Source organism: Acinetobacter sp. Lyrl_1 (genome assembly GCF_051948795.1).
In the GTDB taxonomy this organism is placed as follows: Bacteria; Pseudomonadota; Gammaproteobacteria; order Pseudomonadales; family Moraxellaceae; genus Acinetobacter; species Acinetobacter towneri.
Genome location: NZ_JAYJLK010000020.1, coordinates 1 through 23,106, shown reverse-complemented (window position 1 = coordinate 23,106; position 23,106 = coordinate 1). Strand labels below are relative to the sequence as shown.

At 40.9% G+C, this 23,106-nt stretch carries 21 protein-coding genes; 2 read left to right on the top strand and 19 right to left on the bottom strand.

Annotated elements, in window-relative coordinates; all coding sequences use genetic code 11:
* Positions 1-17: 17 nt before the first annotated feature.
* From VF675_RS08015 to VF675_RS07990, 6 genes are all read right to left on the bottom strand, one after another.
* Positions 18-1,427, bottom strand: a complete 1,410-nt coding sequence (locus VF675_RS08015) for a C13 family peptidase (protein WP_070154323.1) — start codon at positions 1,425-1,427, stop codon at positions 18-20.
* A 146-nt stretch (positions 1,428-1,573) separates the two neighbouring features.
* Positions 1,574-2,395 (bottom strand): class I SAM-dependent methyltransferase, encoded by an 822-nt coding sequence (locus VF675_RS08010; protein ID WP_179989105.1) that lies wholly within the window; start codon positions 2,393-2,395, stop codon positions 1,574-1,576.
* Entirely contained in the window at positions 2,389-3,213 is an 825-nt protein-coding gene (locus tag VF675_RS08005) for an undecaprenyl-diphosphate phosphatase (RefSeq protein ID WP_104852431.1), read from the bottom strand. The genes VF675_RS08010 and VF675_RS08005 overlap by 7 nt, the downstream gene beginning before the upstream one ends.
* A gap of 12 nt (positions 3,214-3,225) precedes the next feature.
* Complete coding sequence (gene tsaB, locus VF675_RS08000; RefSeq protein ID WP_286397049.1) at positions 3,226-3,891, bottom strand: tRNA (adenosine(37)-N6)-threonylcarbamoyltransferase complex dimerization subunit type 1 TsaB; 666 nt, start codon at positions 3,889-3,891, stop codon at positions 3,226-3,228.
* Positions 3,892-4,051: 160 nt separating this feature from the next.
* A complete protein-coding gene (locus VF675_RS07995; protein ID WP_131261917.1) occupies positions 4,052-4,582 on the bottom strand; it encodes a gamma carbonic anhydrase family protein in 531 nt (176 codons plus the stop codon).
* A 31-nt stretch (positions 4,583-4,613) separates the two neighbouring features.
* Positions 4,614-5,210, bottom strand: a complete 597-nt coding sequence (locus tag VF675_RS07990; protein WP_440205032.1) for an NUDIX hydrolase — start codon at positions 5,208-5,210, stop codon at positions 4,614-4,616.
* Between the two features lie 123 nt (positions 5,211-5,333).
* Here VF675_RS07990 and VF675_RS07985 point away from each other — a divergent pair, with 123 nt between their 5' ends.
* Positions 5,334-5,882, top strand: coding sequence for an NUDIX hydrolase (locus VF675_RS07985; protein ID WP_026438436.1), 549 nt, complete (start codon positions 5,334-5,336; stop codon positions 5,880-5,882).
* 101 nt (positions 5,883-5,983) lie between these two features.
* On the opposite strand, the gene filF is transcribed toward VF675_RS07985, so the two are convergent.
* The 6 genes from filF to filA all read right to left on the bottom strand — a co-directional run bounded on the left by filF (position 5,984) and on the right by filA (position 14,252).
* A complete protein-coding gene (gene filF, locus VF675_RS07980) occupies positions 5,984-7,894 on the bottom strand; it encodes a putative pilus system protein FilF (protein ID WP_440205031.1) in 1,911 nt (636 codons plus the stop codon).
* 20 nt (positions 7,895-7,914) lie between these two features.
* Positions 7,915-9,267 carry a putative pilus assembly protein FilE gene (filE, locus tag VF675_RS07975; RefSeq protein WP_179989110.1) on the bottom strand — a complete coding sequence of 451 codons (1,353 nt, stop codon included), beginning with the start codon at positions 9,265-9,267 and terminating at the stop codon, positions 7,915-7,917.
* The gene (gene filD / locus VF675_RS07970; RefSeq protein ID WP_070154334.1) at positions 9,261-10,925 is read right to left on the bottom strand and encodes a putative pilus system OmpP1/FadL family transporter FilD; all 1,665 of its coding nucleotides are present in this window, start codon (positions 10,923-10,925) and stop codon (positions 9,261-9,263) included. Before filD ends, filE begins: the two co-directional genes overlap by 7 nt.
* 12 nt (positions 10,926-10,937) lie before the next feature.
* The gene (gene filC / locus VF675_RS07965) at positions 10,938-12,068 is read right to left on the bottom strand and encodes a putative pilus system protein FilC (protein ID WP_096902116.1); all 1,131 of its coding nucleotides are present in this window, start codon (positions 12,066-12,068) and stop codon (positions 10,938-10,940) included.
* Positions 12,069-12,113: 45 nt separating this feature from the next.
* Positions 12,114-12,947 (bottom strand): putative pilus system C39 family peptidase FilB, encoded by an 834-nt coding sequence (gene filB, locus VF675_RS07960; protein WP_096902113.1) that lies wholly within the window; start codon positions 12,945-12,947, stop codon positions 12,114-12,116.
* 192 nt (positions 12,948-13,139) lie between these two features.
* Positions 13,140-14,252: a putative pilus system protein FilA gene (filA, locus tag VF675_RS07955; protein ID WP_416665548.1), complete on the bottom strand. Its 1,113-nt coding sequence runs from the start codon at positions 14,250-14,252 to the stop codon at positions 13,140-13,142.
* A gap of 255 nt (positions 14,253-14,507) precedes the next feature.
* On the opposite strand from filA, the gene pabB reads away from it, so the two are divergent.
* Complete coding sequence (pabB, locus tag VF675_RS07950) at positions 14,508-15,848, top strand: aminodeoxychorismate synthase component I (protein ID WP_154320397.1); 1,341 nt, start codon at positions 14,508-14,510, stop codon at positions 15,846-15,848.
* Positions 15,849-15,914: 66 nt separating this feature from the next.
* Here the strand turns inward: pabB and hisC are convergent, their stop codons facing one another.
* From hisC to VF675_RS07915, 7 genes are all read right to left on the bottom strand, one after another.
* Positions 15,915-17,003 (bottom strand): histidinol-phosphate transaminase, encoded by a 1,089-nt coding sequence (hisC, locus tag VF675_RS07945; protein ID WP_131261923.1) that lies wholly within the window; start codon positions 17,001-17,003, stop codon positions 15,915-15,917.
* Positions 17,004-17,138: 135 nt separating this feature from the next.
* Positions 17,139-18,443: a histidinol dehydrogenase gene (gene hisD, locus VF675_RS07940; RefSeq protein ID WP_440205030.1), complete on the bottom strand. Its 1,305-nt coding sequence runs from the start codon at positions 18,441-18,443 to the stop codon at positions 17,139-17,141.
* A 186-nt stretch (positions 18,444-18,629) separates the two neighbouring features.
* Positions 18,630-19,334 (bottom strand): ATP phosphoribosyltransferase, encoded by a 705-nt coding sequence (gene hisG, locus VF675_RS07935; protein ID WP_004975201.1) that lies wholly within the window; start codon positions 19,332-19,334, stop codon positions 18,630-18,632.
* Positions 19,334-20,590 carry a UDP-N-acetylglucosamine 1-carboxyvinyltransferase gene (gene murA, locus VF675_RS07930; protein ID WP_179989114.1) on the bottom strand — a complete coding sequence of 419 codons (1,257 nt, stop codon included), beginning with the start codon at positions 20,588-20,590 and terminating at the stop codon, positions 19,334-19,336. The genes hisG and murA overlap by 1 nt, the downstream gene beginning before the upstream one ends.
* A 7-nt stretch (positions 20,591-20,597) precedes the next feature.
* Positions 20,598-20,849, bottom strand: a complete 252-nt coding sequence (gene ibaG, locus VF675_RS07925) for a BolA family iron metabolism protein IbaG (RefSeq protein WP_004975198.1) — start codon at positions 20,847-20,849, stop codon at positions 20,598-20,600.
* 137 nt (positions 20,850-20,986) lie between these two features.
* A complete protein-coding gene (hpf, locus tag VF675_RS07920; protein ID WP_004975196.1) occupies positions 20,987-21,319 on the bottom strand; it encodes a ribosome hibernation-promoting factor, HPF/YfiA family in 333 nt (110 codons plus the stop codon).
* Between the two features lie 166 nt (positions 21,320-21,485).
* Positions 21,486-22,940 (bottom strand): RNA polymerase factor sigma-54, encoded by a 1,455-nt coding sequence (locus VF675_RS07915; RefSeq protein WP_440205029.1) that lies wholly within the window; start codon positions 22,938-22,940, stop codon positions 21,486-21,488.
* Positions 22,941-23,106 lie beyond the last annotated feature (166 nt).

Here is a 23,106-nt window from a genome sequence, read left to right as displayed (position 1 = left end):
ACCCTCTCCTCTTTGGCTTATTGAACAGATTGTGCACTCAATTGAATTTCAGCCGATGTTGCAACACTTTTTTGAGGAAACAAACGCTGCTCTAATTGTGGCAACATCAATTCCATATTTTTACCAATTGCCCATTGTGGCTCTGAAGGTTCAAAACCTTGCGCTTGCTCCCATTTCGCCACAGTCACTTTGGCTTCATTAAAAGCATTAGCAAAAGAGTTTTGTTCACGCATAGCCTGATCAAAAAAGGCACGACCAAAATAAGTATAATCAGCTTCGTTTGAACAACCAAACGACTCACGATCTGCTGCCGATGCAGTAATCACCAAGGTATTATCATCTTGCAAGGCGGATACAAAGCTACCTGAATAACAGGCTGAAATGACGATCACACGCCAACGAATACCCGATTTATCCAAAGTATCGCGTAACCATTTCGGATCGACCTGATTTAAGTCAAGTGGTGCATTTTCAATTTCAAAATGATCTTTTAAACCGTGTGAGGTCATATATAAAAACAGCACATCACTTTCACGGTTCATGCGCTGTCCAATACGGCGCAGCGCTAATTCAATACTGGTTTGCGAAGCAATTGGAATTACATTGCGGGTCATTGGGTTATTAATTAACACCATCGAACGCCCAAAAGTACCAAAACGGGTATCAAACTGTTCACGAATGCGCTCAATTTCAGACATAAATACGTCTTGATAACTCGCCCCTGCAACACCTAAAAAGTACCAATGCGATTGAGCAAATTCCCCATATTGAATACTGTCTAAAGCTTTATTGAGTACACGACTTTGTGCATAAAAAGCTTCTTCGCTTAGACTTGGTGGAACTTCTTCTACTTTCCAAATGGGCTGACTTTTCACTGACATTTGCCAAACTACCAAAGTGAATAAGGTCGCCAAAACAATCAGCGCACGTTCCCACCACGGCCAATGCAATTCACGTGAAAACACCCATACCACTGCCAAACTTTGCCAAACAAATAGCACCATAAAAATGGTAGGCAAATAGTCATACAACACATACGGCAAGACATCCATCATGCCCATGTATTGAATCAAGCTTTGTAATAATGCAACGTGAGTATCTAATACCAACCACAACAAAGCAGGTACTAACAATAAACGCGGGTTATTGACACGCTGAGAAAGAATAATTCCGACAATTAAGGCAATAAAGGGCCACAAGGCATAACTGACCAAACCTTGTGGGTTAAATTCACCCACTTCTCCCGCGACCAACCAACTGAATAAGGTATTGGCAAGACCACCTAAAATCCCCCAAAAAATCAGTTGTAAGATAGAAGGACGAATAATTTGCAAAGAGCGTCGCGAACCCAAAAATAACCAAACGCCTGCGGCTTGGTTGCTTTTAAAATCGTGCCAAAAATTAATGGAGGGTTTGAAGTCAATCATAGGATTCTGTTAATCGCAGCTCGCGTTTCCACACTCCAAGTTTATGCTTGTCGTCGTAATTATCAATTGTCAATTTTAACTATATAACAAATCTTTGCGCATTATAGAAGCATTGAACGCCTTGCCACTGCTTTAGTGGTAGAAATCTACCCATTGTTCAAATTTGCTTGGAAATAGGCATCAAATCGGCAAGCATCACCCTGCCATTGATGTGTGGTTTCCTGCCCCGCTAAAAATACAGCCAAACGTGGGCGCTTCACCACAACACGTTTGGCAATTTGCTGTGCCAAACCCAGTAAATGATCACCTAAATCCATTTCGCCATCTTCAGGTAACAGCAAATGTAATAACTGCATTTGTTTTTTGACTTGTGCCTGCTTTTTCTGCGCCTGTTGATGTTGATCTCGCTGCGGAAACATCGGGTCTAAATACACCACATCAACCACTTTGCCCTGCGCTGCGCAGTTGCGTAAATAATCTGCTGAATCTGTAAAAACCAACTGGATACGGGCAACAACACTTGCTAAAAAAGGATCATCTGCGGCTTGGCGTTTAGCATCCTCCAACAAAGTAAAAAGAATAGGATGACGCTCCAACAACGTGACCTGAGCACCCAAGTGTGCCATGAGTAAGCTGTCGTGTCCTAATCCTGCCGTAGCATCAATTAGGCTTGGTTTTTCCGACAAATTACAGGCACGAGCAATCATTTCCGATTTTAAAGAGGCACGTTTCAATCGCCCAACTTCAGCTTTCCAATCGGGTTGCATTTTCATGCCATTGGCACACAACCACAACCCTTCAGCATCTACACACAATGCCAATTCAGGGTTCAAACGCAAAAAACGCGCATTGAGTTTTTCTACTGTTTCAATGCACGTTTGCACGCCTCTAGACAAAAGCACAGCAGAATAATGCTGTGCTTGAGTGAGCCACTCGGCTTCGGTGTATAAGCGAAGTTCGCTTACCATAGTTTCCAGCCTGTGAATGCGAACAATAAAATGATTAAACCTGAAGCAATACGATACCAAGCAAAAATCATAAAATCACGTTTCGCCACATAAGCCACCAATGCACGGATCAGCAAAAGTGCGGAAACAAAAGAGACGATGATCCCGAAGCTGAGTACGGTCCAATCTTCAGTAGTTTGGAATACATCATAGCTTTGATATAAGTCGAGCAAGCCTGCGCCAATAATGACAGGAATTCCCAAAAAGAAGGAAAACTCAGTTGCTGCTTTTCGCGATACACCCAAGAACATCGCACCAATGATGGTTGCACCTGAACGCGAAGTCCCCGGAATCAGCGACAATACCTGAATTAGACCAATCCAAATAGCATCTCGATAAGTTAGGTCTTCAACCTCATGGGCACGTACTTGCGGTGGATGTTTTTCAATCCACATAATGATAAAGCCACCAATAATCAAACCTATCGCCACGGCAACATCATTAAAGAGTAATTCTTTTACAGTCTGCCCAAAGGTCAATCCAATCAAAATAATTGGAATAGATGCCATGATCAGACCAAAGCCCAAGCGACGACCTTTTTCTTCGCCTGTAAACATGCCCGTAGCTGCGCCCCATAGACGTGTCCAGTACTCATAAATGACCGCTGCAATTGCCCCCATTTGAATGGCAATCACAAATACATCACTTTTTTCTTTGGTCCAAAAGTCCATCAGCTCTGCAGCGAGAATCAAATGTCCTGTGCTAGAAATGGGTAGAAATTCAGTAATCCCTTCTACAATACCCATAATTGCCGCTTTGAGCAGCAGTAAAAGATCCATAAATAACCCTAATTATGCCTTGCCTTGTTCTGGAATTTTTTTCCAAGCATTGTCACGTAAATAAACAGGCAATGCTTGTTCTGCGCTGACCCATTGCTGTTGCTGTGCACAGACGCGTGCAATAGTAGCAATATCTTGTGCGCTTGCACTTAAGCCTTTGTATTGTATTTGTTCTTGATCAATCAGACCCGCCCCAGAACCGACCAATTGAAAGCGTACCGTCTGTGCAGCATCGCTATAATTCAATAATTGTTCCTGATCAACCGCCTGCATGATTCCTTGTGCATCTAGCTCAAAACTGGCGATATACACTTCATTCATGCGTGCATCCAACACAGCCGTAACCGCAGTTAATCCTTCAAGACGATAAGCCGCCTGCGCCAATGCCTGCAAAGTCGATACAGGAATTACAGGCACATCATGCGCCCACGCCAAAGCTTGCGTGACTGCCGCATTAATTCGCACACCGCTAAAAGAACCCGGGCCACGGCTAAAGGCAATTGCAGTCAGATCAGCCGTACTAATTTGAGTTTCAGCAAAGCCTTGCTCAATCATTGGTAAGATGGTTTGCGTTTGTGCTTTTGCTCGCGCATCTAATTGAAAAAAGAGTTCCTGTGTTTCATCTACAATCGAAACGGAACACTGCTCATTGGCAGTTTCCAATGCCAGCAATTTCATGCACAACCTTCAAGGAGTAAATATCAAAAATTGGCGTTATGATACTCCACTCCTGAAATTCACGCGAGGATTTACATGCCTTAGATTGCAATTCCTGAGTATAAAATTCTATGTAATTACAGCTAAAAAATGCGTTTGACTAAACGATGCAAATTCTATTTTAGAGTGTTGCAGGCTCTAGGTTTACAAAATGCTGAAAATGTTCAGCATAGTGCAGCGCACTCATTTTTAAACGTGCTTCTGCAGACTCATCCAAAGTCTTAACCACTTTACCGGGAGAACCCATCACCACAGAATTATCGGGAATCACTTTCCCTTCAGGAATTAAAGCATTGGCACCAATAATACAGTTTTTACCAATCACCGCATGATTCAGCACCACTGCATTAATACCAATCAGGGTGTTATCGCCCACGGTACAACCATGTAACATCGCCAGATGTCCAATAGTCACATAATCACCAATCTGCATTTCAATACCTGCATCGGTGTGCAAAACAGCATTTTCCTGAACATTACTAAAATTACCCAATTTGATTTTACTGTTATCGGCACGTACCACAGCCCCAAACCAAATACTAACTTTCTGTCCCAACTCAACCTGACCAATGACCGTGGCATTATCCGCCACCCAACCATCCCACGGTTGCTGCATTGCTTTCGGGGCATATCCTTTAAATTTATACAACATGGTTCCTTCCTATCTTCACATCAAAATTTTTCTATTTCTTAAATGTTGGTGAATTTAACAAAAACGGCCATTCTTTACGATAATCCAAACCATATTCAAATAAAGACACCAACATCCGCGCTGTTAAGCCCCAAACCACTTCATCTTCAACCTGCATACTCGGAAAATATAATTTTTGTTGTGCAAAGCTCACTTCATACGGCGTTGGTGGCGCTTCCATTAAATGCTGTAAAGAGGCAAAAAAGATCCGATCAATTTCTGAAGGTTGTGGAATTAATTCTACTTTTGGAGAAATCAGCCCCACCACAGGTTTAACCAACATCCCATTACGGGCTTTTTGCATTGGTAAATCACCAATCAACTGCACTTCAAATGGATTTAACGCCGTTTCTTCCTGTGCTTCACGTAACGCCACCACAATATTACTGGTATCTTGCGGATCGCGTTTGCCACCAGGGAAAGACACCTCACCCGCGTGATTATTGAGTAAGGTAGAACGGCGGGTTAGCAATACCTTTGGATCAGACTCGTCGGTAATGGCAATCAATACCGCTGCATGCGCTTCCATGAACGTTTTAGAAAAGCGCAAACGTTGCTGTAATAGATGCGTGAGCGAATGATCAATCATGCCTTATAATTCTCCTTGTCTAAGTTTTCATCATAGCTGAAATAGGTGGGCAATAGATAGAGAGGATGCCAAAGTTGAAATTTTCAGTTATTCTGAGAACTCCCTTCAACAATGACGATCACTATGAACTTTTGTGGAAATTGTGGACAAAAAACAACAACGAAAATTCCGCTTGGCGATCAGCAATTACGTCAAGTGTGTAGCGCATGTGGCAATATTCACTATGTCAATCCAAAAGTCATTTGTGGTGCATTGGTCGTTTGGGAAAATAAAGTATTGTTGTGTCGTCGTGCAATTGAACCACGCTATGGTTTGTGGACTTTACCCGCAGGCTATATGGAAATGTTTGAAACCATGGAGCAAGGTTCTGCCCGTGAAACCCGCGAAGAAGCCGAAGCGGAAATTGAAATCGAACAACTTTATTGCATGTATAACATTCCACGGATTGGGCAAATTTATGTGCTGTTCAAAGCTCAATTGTTGAATGGTCAATTTGGTGCAGGTGAAGAAACTATCGAATCACGCTTGTTTAGTGAAGATGAAATTCCGTGGTCTGAATTGGCTTTCCCAAGTGTAGAACGTACTTTACAACACTACTTTGCAGATCGAAAAAACAACCATTTCACGACCCACTTAGAAACCTTAGGTTCACGTACCGATCATACGGGTTAAAAACCCCACATGATGTTCATTTGAATCAAGCTAAAATCTGAATAATAAATAGCCCACTGAGTAGTGAGCTATTTTCATCTCTATATCATAGGAAATTAATGCTAAATACGCACTTTATCTGGGTTATAACATTCGGCAACATCTAGACTTACAGCTCCACCTTGGGCTTTCACCAAAGCTTTATCTGCATCAGTTGCTAAAGCAGGATTTTGAGCCACGTAAGTTGCAAGTTGCGCATGATAAATATTGCTCCACTTCACTGTTGAGCCATTGAAATCAGACAATGTAATACGTGTAGAGTTGGCTGCAACTAAATTGCCAATATTGGCACGTGCACCGCCCACCACTTGACCATTTCCACCTTCAACCGCTTCAATTTTGGTATTCAAACCAATGACTGCGCCATCAAGTTTATGAAATATTGGATTGGCCAAAATCATACGCAAAGTAACTGCTTTATTGTCGATATCGGTTGCACCTAACACACCTATACGGTATTGCTGCACACCATTTGTATCAACATATTCAGCACCAGACTGACTAATTGCTGCACACTGACCAGACATATCGGTTTCTGTGGCATTTGGTGCTATATCTGTACGAATATTGCCATCTTCATCTAAAACAACACCTAATTTGATGCTATCTGTCGTCGTTCCGCCATCAAAATTAAAGGTCAAGGTTGCATAAATTGGGAAAATATAGCGACTGCCTAAAGGTACATTTTTTTGGGTTTTAAAAACGCGATTATCCAAAAAGTTCACAGAAAAGAATTTATAGGCATCAAAAGAACCTTTGAACTGATCAGTGCCTATAGTTTGTTGCCATTGACCATAATCTGCAGGATTCGCTGTTGTAGATTTGGTCAATAATTTATAAAAACCTTCCGTGCCCGCAATTAAATAATCATTAAACACCTTACCTTGGGTAATTTTAAAATCATCAGCCGTATTGTCATTCACACTAAAATGGAATGGCCCCTGAATACGTTTATTCAATGGGTTGACCCATGTGGTTTGTGCTGCTGCAACCATACGCTCAGGACGCACTTTACGAATCAATTCACCACTCACCGTTAAAATTGGGTTAGTCGTGTTCGCAGACACCGCACCTTTCCACTGCATACCATAACCGAAGGTATACCCTGAACGGTCTGTAATCAGTTGATACTGCCCAATGAGGTGTTTCAAATCTGCGACCGTAGATTTACAATCTGCCAAATTACAGCCATATAAACCCTGTGGCAATTGTGAGTCTTCTTTGGCTAAAATCGGATAGTTAGCTTGATAAGATGCCGAGTTATTCATGTAAACCAAGGTGTTTAATGCTTGATAAGCATCATCTTGAGATACCTGTGACACATCTACCCACGGGCGTAAAATACTGGCATAAGCCCCTGAACGATAGTCACCAAGCTCAACGGACTCAGCAACATTTGCCAATTGTTCTTTTTTGAGTGTCGTAATCGTTAAAGGCTGAATATCGCCTGCGACAAAATTTTTATTTTCAAGAGATAAAGCCTGTAAAATACGTACAATTGCAGTCGCGACCTGTATAGTTTCGTCACTACTACTTAAACTCGTTGCTTGGCGTCCTGTTAATCCACGTGCCATATCTAACACACTTAAACGTGGATAACCCGCGCCTGCAGTACTGACCATTCCAATATCAGACAATGATACTGTGCCTAAATCAATATATTGATTGGTCTTTTCCTGAATAAAGAAGTGGACTTTATCTCCTTCACTACATTTACCTGTTGCCGCATTACTTTTCGGCTCAATCATGGTGATGTAGGTTTTACTGGTATCACTGCTACAGGTAAAATTCAAACCATCCACAGGATAATCCAATGCAAATTCCACGCAGTTTTTTGCTGTACTGGCACAGCTTCCATTGATATACGCCACAGCATTAGGCTCTGGATTAATATTGGCACTTTCTCCACCACAACCACTCAAGGCCGCCATCAATGCTGTCGTTGCAAAAGGTAAAATATGTCTTGTTTTCATCCTGAATTCTCTTATTGTTGTTAGCGTATCGCAATGAGTTTTAATTGCCCTTGGTTACTGAGCGCGCGATGTTCCATATCCACTGCAGAAGCCAATGGCGTTAATAATACATAGTGGCTATTTTTTGGAAGTTGCAGCATACCTTCTATTACCTCGTGTCGTAAGACATTGCCTGCAGTATCCTGATTTCTAAAACCACCTGCACCTTCAATCACACAGCCTTTTTGATCCAGAAAAACCACAAACGGCCAATAAAAGGTCGGTTGATTTTGCTTCATGGCATAAGAGTTGATTTGAATATTTTGAATATTGCCTTCTAACTTCACCAATTCATAATCAAATTTTTCGGTTAAGGGAGCTCTAGGCCACAAATTTAAATCTTGTTGTGCTTTTAAGGTTTTAGCTTTATTTTTTTTGCTTTCAGCAAAACATTGCTGCCCCAAACCCTCAATTGCTTCAGCTTGATTAACACGATAATAGTCTGCAGCCAAAACAATAGCGTGAGGCTCAGCAACCGATTGCTTTTTAAATAATTTATTGAGAACGGAACGGCTTACACCACGTTCACGTTCGACCACTTGCATACGAGCACCACCGCCATTTTTTGTGTCAATTATGCCTTCTGGCATACTATAAAAGCGTTTTTTTCCTTCTAAATTAAACTCCTGATCTTCCAAATACTCACTTTTAACATACTGTTCTCCCGCCATCTCCATAAAACCCGTTTGTTGGGCAGATGCATGCGATGCTTGATCTGGTGTTTTTTTAGAAACAGACACTGTGGATGGATCAATCGCAAATTGCTGAGGAAGCTGTTGTAAATCCTCTAGTACAGATGGTTTTACCGCGACTTTGTTGATCGCTGCTTCTTTTGCCAATCCTGTTTGATGAACAGATTCCGCACTGGAAATATCTTGCTGCACTGCATTTGGCTCAGTGTGTGATGCACGCAATGATGAGTTCTCTTTGCTTTGACTAGCCTGATTTTGTGACATAGCGGATTGTTCTGAGATATTCGGCTTAGACAAATTCAGTTGCTTGCTCGCCTGAACAGAAATATTTTTAGATACCTGAACGGATGTTTGAGCAGTTATCTGCTGTACTTGATGCACCTTGTCTTGCTTAAACTGGTCTTGTTGTTGGTTTTCTTGTAGTTGCTTTTGTTGGACTTGCTTTTGCTGTTGTGCGGTTTCCAACGCCTGTATCGTTTGCTTTTTTTCTGCAGCATTACGCTGCACCACAATTGGACGACCATCTGGTCCAATAATGGTGTAAAACTGATTCGCGTAACACACCGATCCCATACTGAAAATCAGTGTGAGTATCGACTTTGAAAATAAAGTCCGTTTTATTTTCCGTACTGAACTTACCATCGTGTTCTATAACTCAATCCAAGAATTGTAATTTTTGTATCCGTTTTCACATTCAAACCCGCATAAGGGTTTAACAGTAGGTTATTTACACCTTCCTTATTGGCTAAGCTACTGGTATTGGCTGGAATTTTATCCTTACTTTGTAAAAAGCCGATGGATAAATCGAGGTCTGTATCTGCATCAAAACGATATCCCACACCTAGACCGAATAAACGTGCATTATTAATCGGTACCATGGTGTTACGTTTATTGTCAGGAATCGCACTACCACGTGGTTCATAACCCGCACGCAGTTTTAAACGGTCTGTGGCTGAATATTCGATGCCAACACCCCAGTTCCACGGTGACTTAAACTCTAATGGCAAAGCTAAACTGTCATCAGACACATGCTCCGAAAGCAATTTTGCAATTTTTAATGCCGAGATTTGACGGTCAAACTCGAATTTGAATTTATCCCATGCTTTATAGTCAGTCCAGCCCACATCAAAATTGACTTGTAAATCAGGCATGACTTTATATTTTATCCCCGCTTGAAAGTGCGCAGGATATTCAAAATCCATAGAAACCAAACCAGACTCACTGGCTGGAATATAACTTGGGAAACCTAAAATTGCCGCTAAAATCTGACCTGTTGGTGAAGACATCAAACCATTAATTAACTCACGCGGTGCTTTCGAGTTATCAATATGATATTTGCCCTTCAAGCGCATTTTAGCTGCACTCTGATACACCATACCAAAGCTAAAATCTTCTGTCGGTTCCCACAAAATACCCAAGTTATAACTCGGGCTTAAACTTTGCTCAACCGCCAGTTGCATTTGCCCAAAACGGGAAAATGGATTCATGCCTTCTTCGGCATTACAAATCCCGAGCAACAAAATATCGGTGATGATATTGGCGTTTTCTTTAAATGGCGTACAGACCACTTCATCCACCATACGTAACATCCCGATCAGTTCATTCGGGAAGCGTAAATCGGTATTCATGGCGATGGCTTGGTAAGACATCCCTATTGACGCACCGACTGACAATTCATCATTGACTTGATAGGCGATAGATGGAGAAAGATAAGTAATACGCTCTAAGGCAACCTGTTGTCCCATAAAGTTACCAGGGTTACCATTTTCGGCACCAAAGCCCGCAATCAACGGCGCATATAATGCGGTGGCAAAGGTCACTTTGGAACCTGGTGGATTATAGGCAATACCGTTGGTTGGCGCTGCCAGTGGCATGCCTTTACCCAAATCGACAAATTTTTTCAGAATCGGGACATACAGCGTTGGATATTCTACATCGGCTTGTACTGTACCTTTAAAATCGGTACAAAAATCGGCCAAAATTTCTGGTCCATCGTTACACACCACAGGGTCATCAGAATAACCAAATACGTCATAACCTGCTGGAACGGAAAGCTCACGCTGTACATCAAAATGTGCCAACACCCCTTGCACATCTGTTTGCAAACCTTCAATCTTGGTCAGTGCAGCAGGGTTAAAGTGAATCGCACTAATACCAGGAGGATCTGCAGTGACCGCATTCCCCATAGTCAAAGAACGAATATCGACAGATAAGTTTTGTCCAAGCTGCGCAAAAGCAGCCCCTGAACAGCCCGACAGTATAATTGCAGTCACTAACGGGCGAAGTCGTATCATTTTCATGCGACTAGCCTCTTAGCGAATTTTTTTACCGAAACCGAGAATATCCAGTGGGAATGACAAACCAAGTGATACGTCTGGCGCGTCTTCGGTCAGACCGATTCCTACCGTACCATTCACAATGGTTTCAGGTGAAACGCGAACGCCTAATGAAATAGCCAAAGTCGAACTGGTCTGGTCTGCAGGTGAATAGCTTTCACCCGTATGATAAGTAAACTCCGAACCTGTATTAAAGCTTTGCTGATAGGACATGGTCATCGACACATCGTAGTTAAACGAATAAGCAAAACCAAAAGCAAAACCACCACTAATACCTGGCTCAAACTCTTCAATAATACGGCTACCGCGAATTTGATTGAGACCGCTTTCTTTAAAACCATAGTTGGCTGAAGCAGAAGCAAACAATACAACTGGGTCAATATACTTACGCGTACTTGCACCGATGCCTGCAGAGTAGTAACCCTTACCTGTTGATAAATCTTTAACAGGATTAATCTCGTAAGGACTATCCCCCGTTTTGGTCGATAAATTTGCGAATAAAATTAAAGGTAAACGCCCCGCTTTTAATGGGAATGGCTCCCAACGTGCACCTAAAGAAATATCCCCCAAGCCTGCTGCCGTGGCATCTTTTAACAAGTCTGACTTTGCAACCAATGGTACAGAAGCAGATAAAGTTAAATTGTCACGCAAACCATATTGTGCGGTGAAGGTGTTAGTTAATGCGTGGGACGCATTTTCTTGCACACGAAGCTGATACAACTGACCTTGAGCCATTTCAAGGTCGAGCTGCGTATCACGATGATAGGTATAATCAATATCATAATAAGATGAAATATCACCTTGTTTCATGAGCGAGTATTGACGCTCATTCGAGGTAAACACTTCCTCTAAATTCGCCTCTTTGGTTGCGTCGCCCTCTTGCTGTTGCAAAGCAGATGATGCTGCTTGTGCACCATTTGCAGCGACAACCGCACTATTTGTTTCAGCACTTGTATCTGCAGTTGATGCTGCTGTATCTGATACTTCTGCCTGTTCAGTTGTGGTTTCATATTCCCCTAATTGCGGCTCCTCTGCGGCATAAGCCACCCCAAATACCATTTGAATACTGAGAGCCAATAAGGTTTTATTCATCCATTTACGATCCATGATTTACCCCTTCCATTTTTATTTTTGTATTTCGTGAACAACTGATTATTTGTTTTTGTAGTAGAGTCTTAAAAAACGATGCTCGTACTGTCCGTAATTTTCAGAATCTTTATTTACATTACGCTCTAGACGTATTGTCGATGCTTTATCGGCTATTTTTTCCATCGCAAATTGTGGATATTGAATATCAACAAAGGCATAACGATTCACTGTTGCGTCTTCCACATGACGCAAGTCTTTTTCTTGTAATGCCAACATAGTTTGACGATTTTGCGGTGCGACATTAATTAGAAATAAGGTGTTATTTTCCCAGACTTCCTTAAAGCGTTCTTCATCGAAACTGATATTGCCTAATGCAGGGTCTGCCACATAGACACGTCCATTTTTATATGCCTTATACACCACAAAATGTTTAAAACCTGCATAGGAAATCGGCACAATTGCAGGCTGCCCTTGTTTCACTAAATCCGAAAACTCCCCGCGATATCCACCACTTTCCATGCCCAAAGCTGCGACAAAGCGCTTCATATCCAATAGCGAAAAACTACGACGTTCAATAATTCGGTCGTATTCTCCATAACGCAGCAAGCCACTCATGGTTTGTTGCTCGTTTAATTGTGTTCCTACATAACCATTCAGCAAGGTTGTTAAAGCTGCAGAACCACAACTGTAGTCATAGGCTTGGCGCACAATTCCGCGAAATTGATCTTCTAAAGCAGGTTTAATTTGCACAGGCTCTCTGTGCATACGGGTAAAGGAATTATTTCTAGAATCCAAAGTTTCTGTGTAACGCACAGTTTCAGGATGCTGTTCTTTTAAATCAAAGGCTTGTGTGGCAGCGTAATAGATCAATGCCGAGCCCAAAGCGATCTCTAACATATATTTTTACTTTTTAATTCTCGGCAATACCTGCCTAATATTTTTATTTTAGAGTTTTCACTCTACTTCCTTGTATTTAGAAAGATACTCGTTTTATAGAAAAAAAAAGGGCTTTCTATATTTTTTTTGCGAACTCATCAGTTTATTTGTAAAAAAAAGCGCGTGAATTCACGCGCTTTTTCAGTTTTTAAATTAGTGACCAGAAATGGTGATAACAGCACCCTTCGTGTAGCTACCCTGAGAAGTACTGTAGTAAGTTTGAAGACCTTGAACTTCCATATCACCAATAGAAGCAGCAGTACGACTACCTAAATGGATACCTTTAATATATTGGTCTTTGGCACCAGTGTCATTGCTGACAATACGAATATGTGCCGCCTTACCGACATTATTACCACCACCAACATAAGCATCATTAAATACTTGGATACTTTGATTTAACGTCAAGTCTTTACTGTCAGCATCCGCAATTTTAATGCTTTCAATAAAGATTTCACCCGCTTCCTTTGTTGTTATAGCTGTATCTGTACCATTAATCTTCACAACCCCTACAGCTTCTCCTTTGGTTGAATTATCCAAAATACCTAAGTTTTTAATTTCTAAACCACCAATCATTTTGGTATTCAATTTAACCATTGCACCTTGTGGCGCTGCGCCTAATTGGATGTTGGCATCCATTTTACCAGTTTTTAAAGTTAAACCAGATAAAATTGCATTATAGTTAGTATCATCATTACCACGGCGGATAGAGGTTGTACTTGTATTTTCAGCATTTGATGCAGATACACCAATTTCACCAATCTTGATATCTAAGCCTGATACTTGAGCTGCAACATTAATAAATGCACCACCTGTAGCACTTGTACCTGCATCCGTATCAATAACCAAGTCTGCTAAGTTACGAGAAGCTAACAAGTAATTGCCGTTATCATCGTAGTTTGCACCAATCACAATACCATGCTTTTCGTTTGCATCTCCAGCAATACCATTGCCCTTGACAACAATTGCACCAGCTTTGTTTGTGCCGCCTAAAGAACCGATAACAGCTGGTACACCAGGAGTTACAACATTACCATTCGCATCTAAGACAGGAGCAACTGCTGGTTTGGCACCATCACTAACCAAACCATCGTTATCATGGATTAAAAGTTTTTCGATTTCGATTTTAGAAATACCAATCCCGATGCTTAAACCATCTTGACCAGTAGTTGCGCTTAATGCAGTATCGTCCATTGCCTGCATTGCCATTGCATTTGTTGTTAACGCGATTGATGATACCAAAGCAAGTTTAGTAAATTTTTTCATCTTGTTACTCTCCCGAGAGTATTATTTTTTTGGTTTTACCACTCAGTGCCAGTGATTGTATTTTTATTTGATGAGGACAACACTGACACACATTCCTTGAGTAGCCGGTTTGCACATACAAAGGTATATCTGAGTTATTTTTTGTTCAACTGCTGTTGGTCGCAATCCACATCTTACCGACAAACGGTTATTTGCTTTTTATGTGCTGCAATCATGTAAAATAGCCTTTTAAAATCTCTCAGCTGTTTACGCTTTATGTCCTATCCTACTCATTTTAAAAAATTATTCTGTGAACCTGAATATGAGGCTGCAAGAATTTTGCAAGCTTTGGCAGCACTTTCACATTGTATTTATTTGCAAAATAATGGAAAGGCACGTATTGCTTTTTTGGCTGAACGCTATTGTGTGCAGCAAAACCATCAACATTTTTACTTTCAAAAAACGGCATTGGATCAATATGAATTAAGTCCAACTCAATTAGATTTAACAGCTCATCTCGGTGCTTTAGAAGATGCTGACACCGCCCCATTTTGCAGTGTAATGGGGTTTGTTTCGTATGATGCAGCAGCACAGCAACACATCAATATGCAGCCTCGCGCCCAACCCAGTGTTTTTTTAGGTCAATTTAAAAGCTATTTACAGCAAGAAACTGATGGCTGGTATTTTTATAGTTCAGACGATGCTGCTACGCAAATTTTTGATTTTATTTTAAATTTATATACTCAATCAACCATAATTGAACAGTTCCAATTAAGCCAAAAGTGTCAAGCCCGCTGGAATTTCACAGATTACCAACGCGCCTTTCAACATGTTCAAGACTATATAGTGGCAGGAGATTGTTATCAAATTAATCTTACGCAAGAGTTTAGCGCTGAGGCTCAAGGTCAACTTTTAGAGACTGCAGCTCAGTTTTGGCAACTGACCAATGCACCTTATGCAGGTTATTTACGTATTGGTGATTTTGAAATTTTAAGTTGTTCGCCCGAACTCTTTATCGATTTTGAGGAAAATCGAAAAATTACCACAAAACCCATTAAGGGCACGATGCCACGTTATGGCGATCCTGAATTAGACCGACAATCGAAACAACAATTAAGTGAATCTAAAAAAGATCAGGCTGAAAATGTGATGATTGTGGATTTATTACGTAATGATTTAAGTGTTTATGCCGAAACTGGCAGCGTCAAAACGCCAAAGTTATTCAATATTGAGTCTTTTAACCAAGTGCATCACATGGTCAGTGAAGTGACCGCAACACTAAAAGCCGAGATGAATCCTTTTGATGTGTTGATGTCTGCCTTGCCAGGTGGGTCAATTACAGGCGCACCGAAAATTCGTGCCATGCAAATTATAGATGAACTCGAAGGTGCAGCACGTGGCGCCTATTGCGGCTCTATGGGTTATTTTGATGCCGATGGAACGGGTTCTTGGAATATCCTGATCCGTTCTATTCAGAAATATCAGCAAGATGTTTCATTATGGGCTGGTGGTGGCGTCACGATTGCATCTGTTTGTGAAGCAGAATATCAAGAATGTTTTGACAAGGTTTCAGCGATGTTGGACTTATTGAACCGCTGGTACAAACCTGCGCAATAGCATGTCGCAAAAACAAAAAAAGCGAGTGAATTCAATGCTTCACTCGCCTCTACGATATTTTAACAATTAAGCCAAAATATCGTATTTTAAAGTATCTACTAAGCGTTGATTTTGATCATCTGTACCAATAGTAATGCGCAAATATTGATTGATGCGTGGTTTATTAAAATAACGCACAATAATACCGCGTTCACGTAATGCTGCAGCTAATTCACCCGCATCCTGTTGAGGATGTGATGCAAAAATAAAGTTGGCGTGTGATGGCAATATCTTAAAGCCCAAGCTCGTTAAATCCGTCACCAATTTCTCACGGCTTGCAATAACTTTTTGGCATTGTGCTTCAAAATACGCCTGATCTTGAAAAGATGCCACCGCAGCTGCAATGGCAAAACGATCCATTGGATAAGAGTTAAAACTATTTTTTACGGCTTCCAATGCGGCAATTAAATGTGGTTGTGCAATCGCAAAACCAACACGTAAACCTGCCAATGAACGTGATTTAGAGGTGGTTTGACACACCACTAGATTCTCGTACTTTTCCACCAATTTCACTGCAGACTCTGCACCAAAATCGACATAAGCCTCATCAATCACCACCACTGAATTTGGATTGGCCTGTAAAATTTCTTCAATCGCGCTTAAACCTAAAGCAATACTGGTCGGTGCATTCGGATTGGTGATGATAATGCCACCATTGGCTTGCTTATAGTCATCAACTACAATTTCAAAATCATCATTTAAAGGCAAAATTTTAGTTTTTACCCCAAAAAATTGACTATATACAGGGTAAAAACTATAGGTGATATCCGGATACAGTAACGGCTGTTCCTGAACAAAAAAAGCCTTAAAAATATGTGCAAGGACTTCATCTGAACCATTGCCAACAAAGACATTTCCAACAGCTACATTTTGCTGTTTCGCAATGGCTTGCTTAAGCTCAGACGCATCTGGATCTGGATATAAACGCAGTGCATCTGCCGAGTTTTCTAAAACCTTTTGCACCGCTTCCACCACTTTAGGCGAAGGTGGATACGGGTTTTCATTGGTATTCAATTTTAATAAATTTTGAATTTTTGGCTGCTCACCCGGTACATAAGGCTCTAGCTCACGTACTTCAGGGCTCCAAAAACGCATTTGTTCTGCTGTGATATTCATTTTGTATTCTCTTTAAACCCTCTCCTAACCTCTCCCAAAGGGAGAGGAATTTTCATTACTAAAGACACAAAATTTGTGTGGTTTAAATTCCCCTCTCTTTATTAGGAGAGGGTCAGGGAGAGGTTGTAATGCTATTTATGATTGATAACGATAACGTGCTGATCGTGCATGCGCATCCAGATTTTCCTGCTTCGCTAAAATATCAGCGGTTTTCGCCAAACTTTTCACGCCCTCAGCTGAACACATAATCAGACTTGAGCGTTTTTGGAAATCGTAAACACCCAATGGGGATGAAAAACGTGCCGTACCCGACGTTGGTAATACGTGGTTTGGCCCTGCACAATAATCACCAATAGCTTCTGGTGTATAGCGCCCCATAAAGATCGCACCCGCATGACGAATTTCTTCTGCCATCACTTGTGCATCATCCATACACAATTCTAAGTGTTCGGGCGCAACTTGGTTGATCAATTCAATCGCCTCTTGACGATCTTTGACTAAGATCAATGCACCACGATTTGCAATAGAAGTGCGGGCAATTTCAGCTTTAGGCAAATTCGCCAAGTGCTGTTCAATCGCTTGTTCAACCTGATTCAGCAATTGCGCATCTGGTGTAATAAAAATAGATTGTGCAACCGTGTCGTGCTCGGCTTGGGAAAGTAAATCCATCGCCAACCATTCAGGATTATTTTCACCTTCGGCATAAACCAAAATTTCGGATGGCCCAGCAATCATATCAATGCCAACCTGACCAAATACAGCACGTTTTGCAGCCGCCACAAAGCGGTTACCTGGCCCCGTAATTTTATCTACCGATGGGATGGTTTCTGTACCATAAGCCAATGCAGCAACAGCTTGTGCTCCGCCAATGGTAAATACACGAGTCACCCCTGCTAAATATGCAGCCGCCAAAACCAATGGATTGAGTTCACCATTCGGTGCAGGTACCACCATAATAATTTCAGGTACACCAGCAACATGCGCAGGCACGGCATTCATGAGCACAGAAGATGGATAAGATGCCAAACCACCCGGTACATAAATACCAACGCGATCTAATGGCGTGACTTTTTGCCCAAGTGTATTGCCCAAAGCATCAACATAAGTCCAGCCATCCTGCTTTTGCGCTTGGTGAAATTCACGAATACGTACAGCAGCCAATTCCAAAGCTTCACGAACTTCGTTATCTAAAGCATCAAATGCGGCTTTCAGTTGTTCCTGACTTAACTCAAGTTCTGAAAATTGATGCGCTGGATGTCGATCGAACTGTTGAGTGAGTTTAAGAACCTGAGCATCACCGTGCTGACGCACATCAGCAATAATTTGATCTACAGTTTTTAAAAGTTCAGGATCACTGACAGTTTCAAAAGCCAACAAGTCTGCAAAGGCTTGTTTAAAGCTTTGATCTTGAGTCGATAAACGTCGCATCAATTTACCCACAAGGTTTGATAGAAAAGTTTAGTTTACCTTGTTTCTAGGGCTTTGTGGGAATCTATACATGGCGAAAGCAGTATGTTTTGATGGAAATTCACGTTCGAAATCATTCAAGAACAGAATCATGCACGAACATAAAAAAACCGCCATTGAATGACGGTTTTTTGAGAAGGCAGGATGATGGATACAAAGTTAAGCAGATTGTTTTGCCAACTCTCGTTCTGCCACAGCTTTTTCAAGTTGTGCCAAAATTGGATTGAGCAAATCTTGCTTGCGCTTAAAACTGGCTTTATTGACAATTAAACGTGAAGATACTTTACAGATTTCTTCTAGCGGCTCTAAACCGTTGGCACGTAAAGTATTACCTGTATCAACCACATCGACAATGTAATCACCCAAACCGACCAATGGTGCTAATTCCATTGAGCCATAGAGTTTAATGACATCAACCTGCTCACCTAAGCTGGCATAATATTGACGGGTCAAATTCACATATTTAGTGGCAATTTTTAAACGACCTTTTGGACGCTGCATACCAACTTTGCCCGCAGTCATTAATTTACAATTGGCAATTTTCAGATCCAGCGGCTCATATACATTTTGAGCGCCATGCTCCATCAGCACGTCTTTACCCGCAACCCCAATATCTGCCGCACCATTTTCAACATAAGTTGGTACATCAGAGGCACGTAAAATTAAAATACGCACTTGTTTATGTGTGGTTGGGAAAATCAACTTACGTGATTTATCTGGATCTTCCAGTAAATTAATTCCCGCAGTTTCTAATAAAGGCAAAGTTTCTTTTAAAATTCGCCCCTTACTTAATGCCAAAGTTAAACCATGATCAAAATTGCCCATGACGTCAAAATTTGGATCATCGTTTCTCATGTCATTCATCAATTTACTCGCTTAATTTGGGCGCCTAAACCTTGTAACTTTTGTTCTACATTTTCATAACCGCGATCAATATGATAAATACGGTCAATCAATGTTTCGCCTTCTGCCGCCAATGCTGCTAACACCAACGAGAATGAGGCACGTAAATCAGTTGCCATAACAGGTGCAGCAGAAAGTTTTTCTACGCCTGTCACCACCGCATCATTGCCTTCTACCTGAATATTGGCACCCATACGTGACAACTCAGGGACATGCATAAAACGGTTTTCAAAAATAGTTTCCGAAATGGTAGCAAAACCGCGTCCAATCGCATTCACCGCCATTAACTGTGCTTGCATGTCTGTTGGAAATTCAGGGTGTGGTAAAGTTCTGAAACTCACGGCTTTAGGGCGCTTGCCCATCATATCCAGTTCAATCCAGTCATCGCCACGTGTGACTTCCGCACCCATTTCTTCAAACTTATCTAACACAGATTCTAGCAAGGCAGGATCGGTATGTGTGGTTCTGATTTTACCGCCTGTAATTGCAGCCGCAGCCAAATAAGAACCCGTTTCGATACGGTCAGCAACCACCGAATACTCACAACCATGCAAGTGTTCAACACCTGTAACCACTAAAGTATCGGTATCTAAACCTTCAATTTTAGCGCCCATTTTAATGAGCATTTGCGCAAGGTCAGTAATTTCAGGTTCACGCGCAGCATTACGAATGGTAGTAACACCATCTGCCAATACCGCAGCCATGAGAATGTTTTCTGTACCGCCAACAGTGACCATATCAAAGACCACTTCGCCACCTTTAAGGCGACCATTGACTTTGGCATTTACATAACCATTTTCGACTTCAATTTCTGCGCCTAACGCTTCGAGTGCTTTAAGATGTTGATCGACAGGACGTGAACCAATTGCACAACCACCTGGCAAAGATACTTTTGCACTACCATAGCGCGCGACCAATGGGCCAAGCACCAAAATAGAAGCACGCATGGTTTTTACCAATTCATAAGGTGCAAATTTGTTGTCCAACGTTGATGTATCTGCAATGACTGTATCGCCTTCATAAGACATTTTAATGCCCAAGCCTGCGATCAACTTCACTAAGGTATTTACATCTTTTAAATTTGGAACATTTTTCAATGTAATTGGCGTTTCCGCAAGAATCATTGCAGCAAGAAGTGGCAAGGCTGCATTTTTTGCACCAGAAATACGCACTTCACCTTCGAGCTTATTACCGCCCTGAATTAAAAATTTATCCATTAAATTATTAAGCTCCAAATAAGCTTGCTTTACGCCATTCTTCTTGTGTCATTGCACGAATTGTAACCGCATGAACTTCACCGCTGGCAATATAGCTATTCAATGGTGCATACACTGCTTGTTGACGAGCAACAGGACGCTTACCTTCAAACTGATTATCTACAATACGAAGATCAAACTTGCCGCCTTGCCCACTTACAGCAACTTCAGCCTCTGGAAAAGCAGCTTTTAAAATTTCAGTGAGCTGTTCACTATTCATCACAAAGACCTCTTATAGGACCAACGGTGTAAAAACCTGTCATTTTACTATAAATAGAAAAAATAATTCATTAATCCTATACATTATCGCAATAAAAAAGAGGTTTATCCAAAACCTCTTTTTAAATCACATTTTAACTAGATGGCTAAAGGCTGATAATCCAACTGCATCTTCCGATGTTTCTCTAACTGACGTTTTAATTTTTCTGTCATCATCTTAATTGAAGTATACATATCATCTGCACTAGCCTGCGCAAAAAGCTCCGTTCCAGGTAAACGAATAATTGCTTCTGCAATATGATTGGCGCTGCCTTTTTTAGAATGTTTATCGATTTGATGATCTTTACTTAATTTCACCTGCATACTATTGACCTGATCCAGATGTTTGGTCATTTGTGCAAATTTAAGTCGAATATTTTCTTCAATTGCAGGGGTGATAGCTAAGTGATGTCCACGAATTGTTATTTGCATAATTCTATCCCTCACCTTCATTAGGATTAGGAAGGCATAGTTCACATGATTGATTGCCAAATAACAGATCACTGCAGCGGTCACTTTAAATCATGTCTAACTATTCCTTCAAAAAAAATTCATTATTTGGTCATAATGAATCCTTAGAATAGACCGATTTTAAAAACTAGATCAAGACTTTTCGTTCAGAAGATGACGGAATATTTAATGACTCACGATATTTCGCAACCGTTCGGCGTGCTACATCAATTCCCCCTTCCTTAAGAAGGTTTGCAATTGTGTTGTCTGACAAAGGTTTACGTGGATTTTCCTCTGCAATTAATTTTTTTATCTTGGCGCGAATCGCAGTTGAGGATGCTTCTCCACCTGAACTTGTTCCAACATGACTTGAAAAGAAATATTTCAATTCAAATAAACCACGTGGAGTTAACATATATTTATTGGTGGTCACCCGTGAAACTGTAGATTCATGCAACTCCACCTCATCGGCAACATCACGCAAAATCAACGGTTTCATTCCTTCAGCACCAATTTCTAAAAATTCACGTTGATGTTGCACAATACAGGTTGCGACTTTTAATAAAGTTTTATGACGCTCATCGACACTTTTAATAAAGTTTTTTGCATCCAACATTTGATTGCGCAAATATTGATTGTCTTCGCTTTGATCTGCGCGTTTAATCATATTGGCATAAAATGAATTGATTCTAAGCTTCGGTACAACATCAGGATTCAGCTGCACCTGCCAATGGTCCTGCTTTTTACTGACCACCACATCTGGAATTTGATAGTCTGACTCCTGATCTTCAAATGCTGTACCAGGATGTGCTTTCAATGTTTTTAATAAAGCCACTACATGCTGAAGCTGATCTGCGCTTAAACCCGTTTGCTTAATTAACTTGGCTAAATCATTCGAAATTAATAGCTCATAATGCTGCAAAAGTTGCAGCGCTTCCTGCCGATAAGGTACATCTGCAGTCAAACTTTCAAGCTGAATAGATAAACATTCCGCTAAATTACGCGAACCAATACCAATCGGATCTAAACGCTGAATATGTTTCAAAACCACCAAAACTTCATCGTCTTCAACTTCATCTTCGTATTCCATGGAGATCAATAAATACTGTACAGATGCAGTGATTTCAGATATTTCACAATCCAAGAAACCATTGTCATCCAAAGCATCAACAATACAATAGGCAATGAGCTGCTCGACTTGAGAAAAATGCAACAGATTGATTTGTTGCATCATGTGCTCTTTTAAACCTAAATGCCCCTGACGATTATCCTCGCGCTCTTCATATTCCGCTGCGCCCAAACTCGTTGGTAGATGGGTGTACACATCATCCCAGTCTGTATCGACAGGCAAATCATTCGGTAGATGATCTGCATTTAATTCTTTGGTTAAATCCTTTTGATCATGCTCTTGTTCTTCTAAGGTGGATAAACTTTCAACACTACTTTGTTCTTCGACTTTTTCTAATAAGGGATTACTATCCAACTGAATTTGAACTTCTTGCTCAAGTTCCAAGCTCGAAAGTTGAAGCAAACGAATGGCTTGTTGTAACTGCGGTGTCAGTGACAAGGAGTTTGCAACTTTTAATCCAACCGATAACTTCATTTTCACCCACTCTTTTAAATTTATGTTTTTCAACAACTTAATATATAAGTTTTTGATAAGCAATTTCTATGCCGTTTTATTAGGTATAACATAGATTCATTAAAAGACATAAAGATTTTAATCAGAAGTTCTGTTCAGATTTCTTTCTACTTTTCTTTCCCTCATA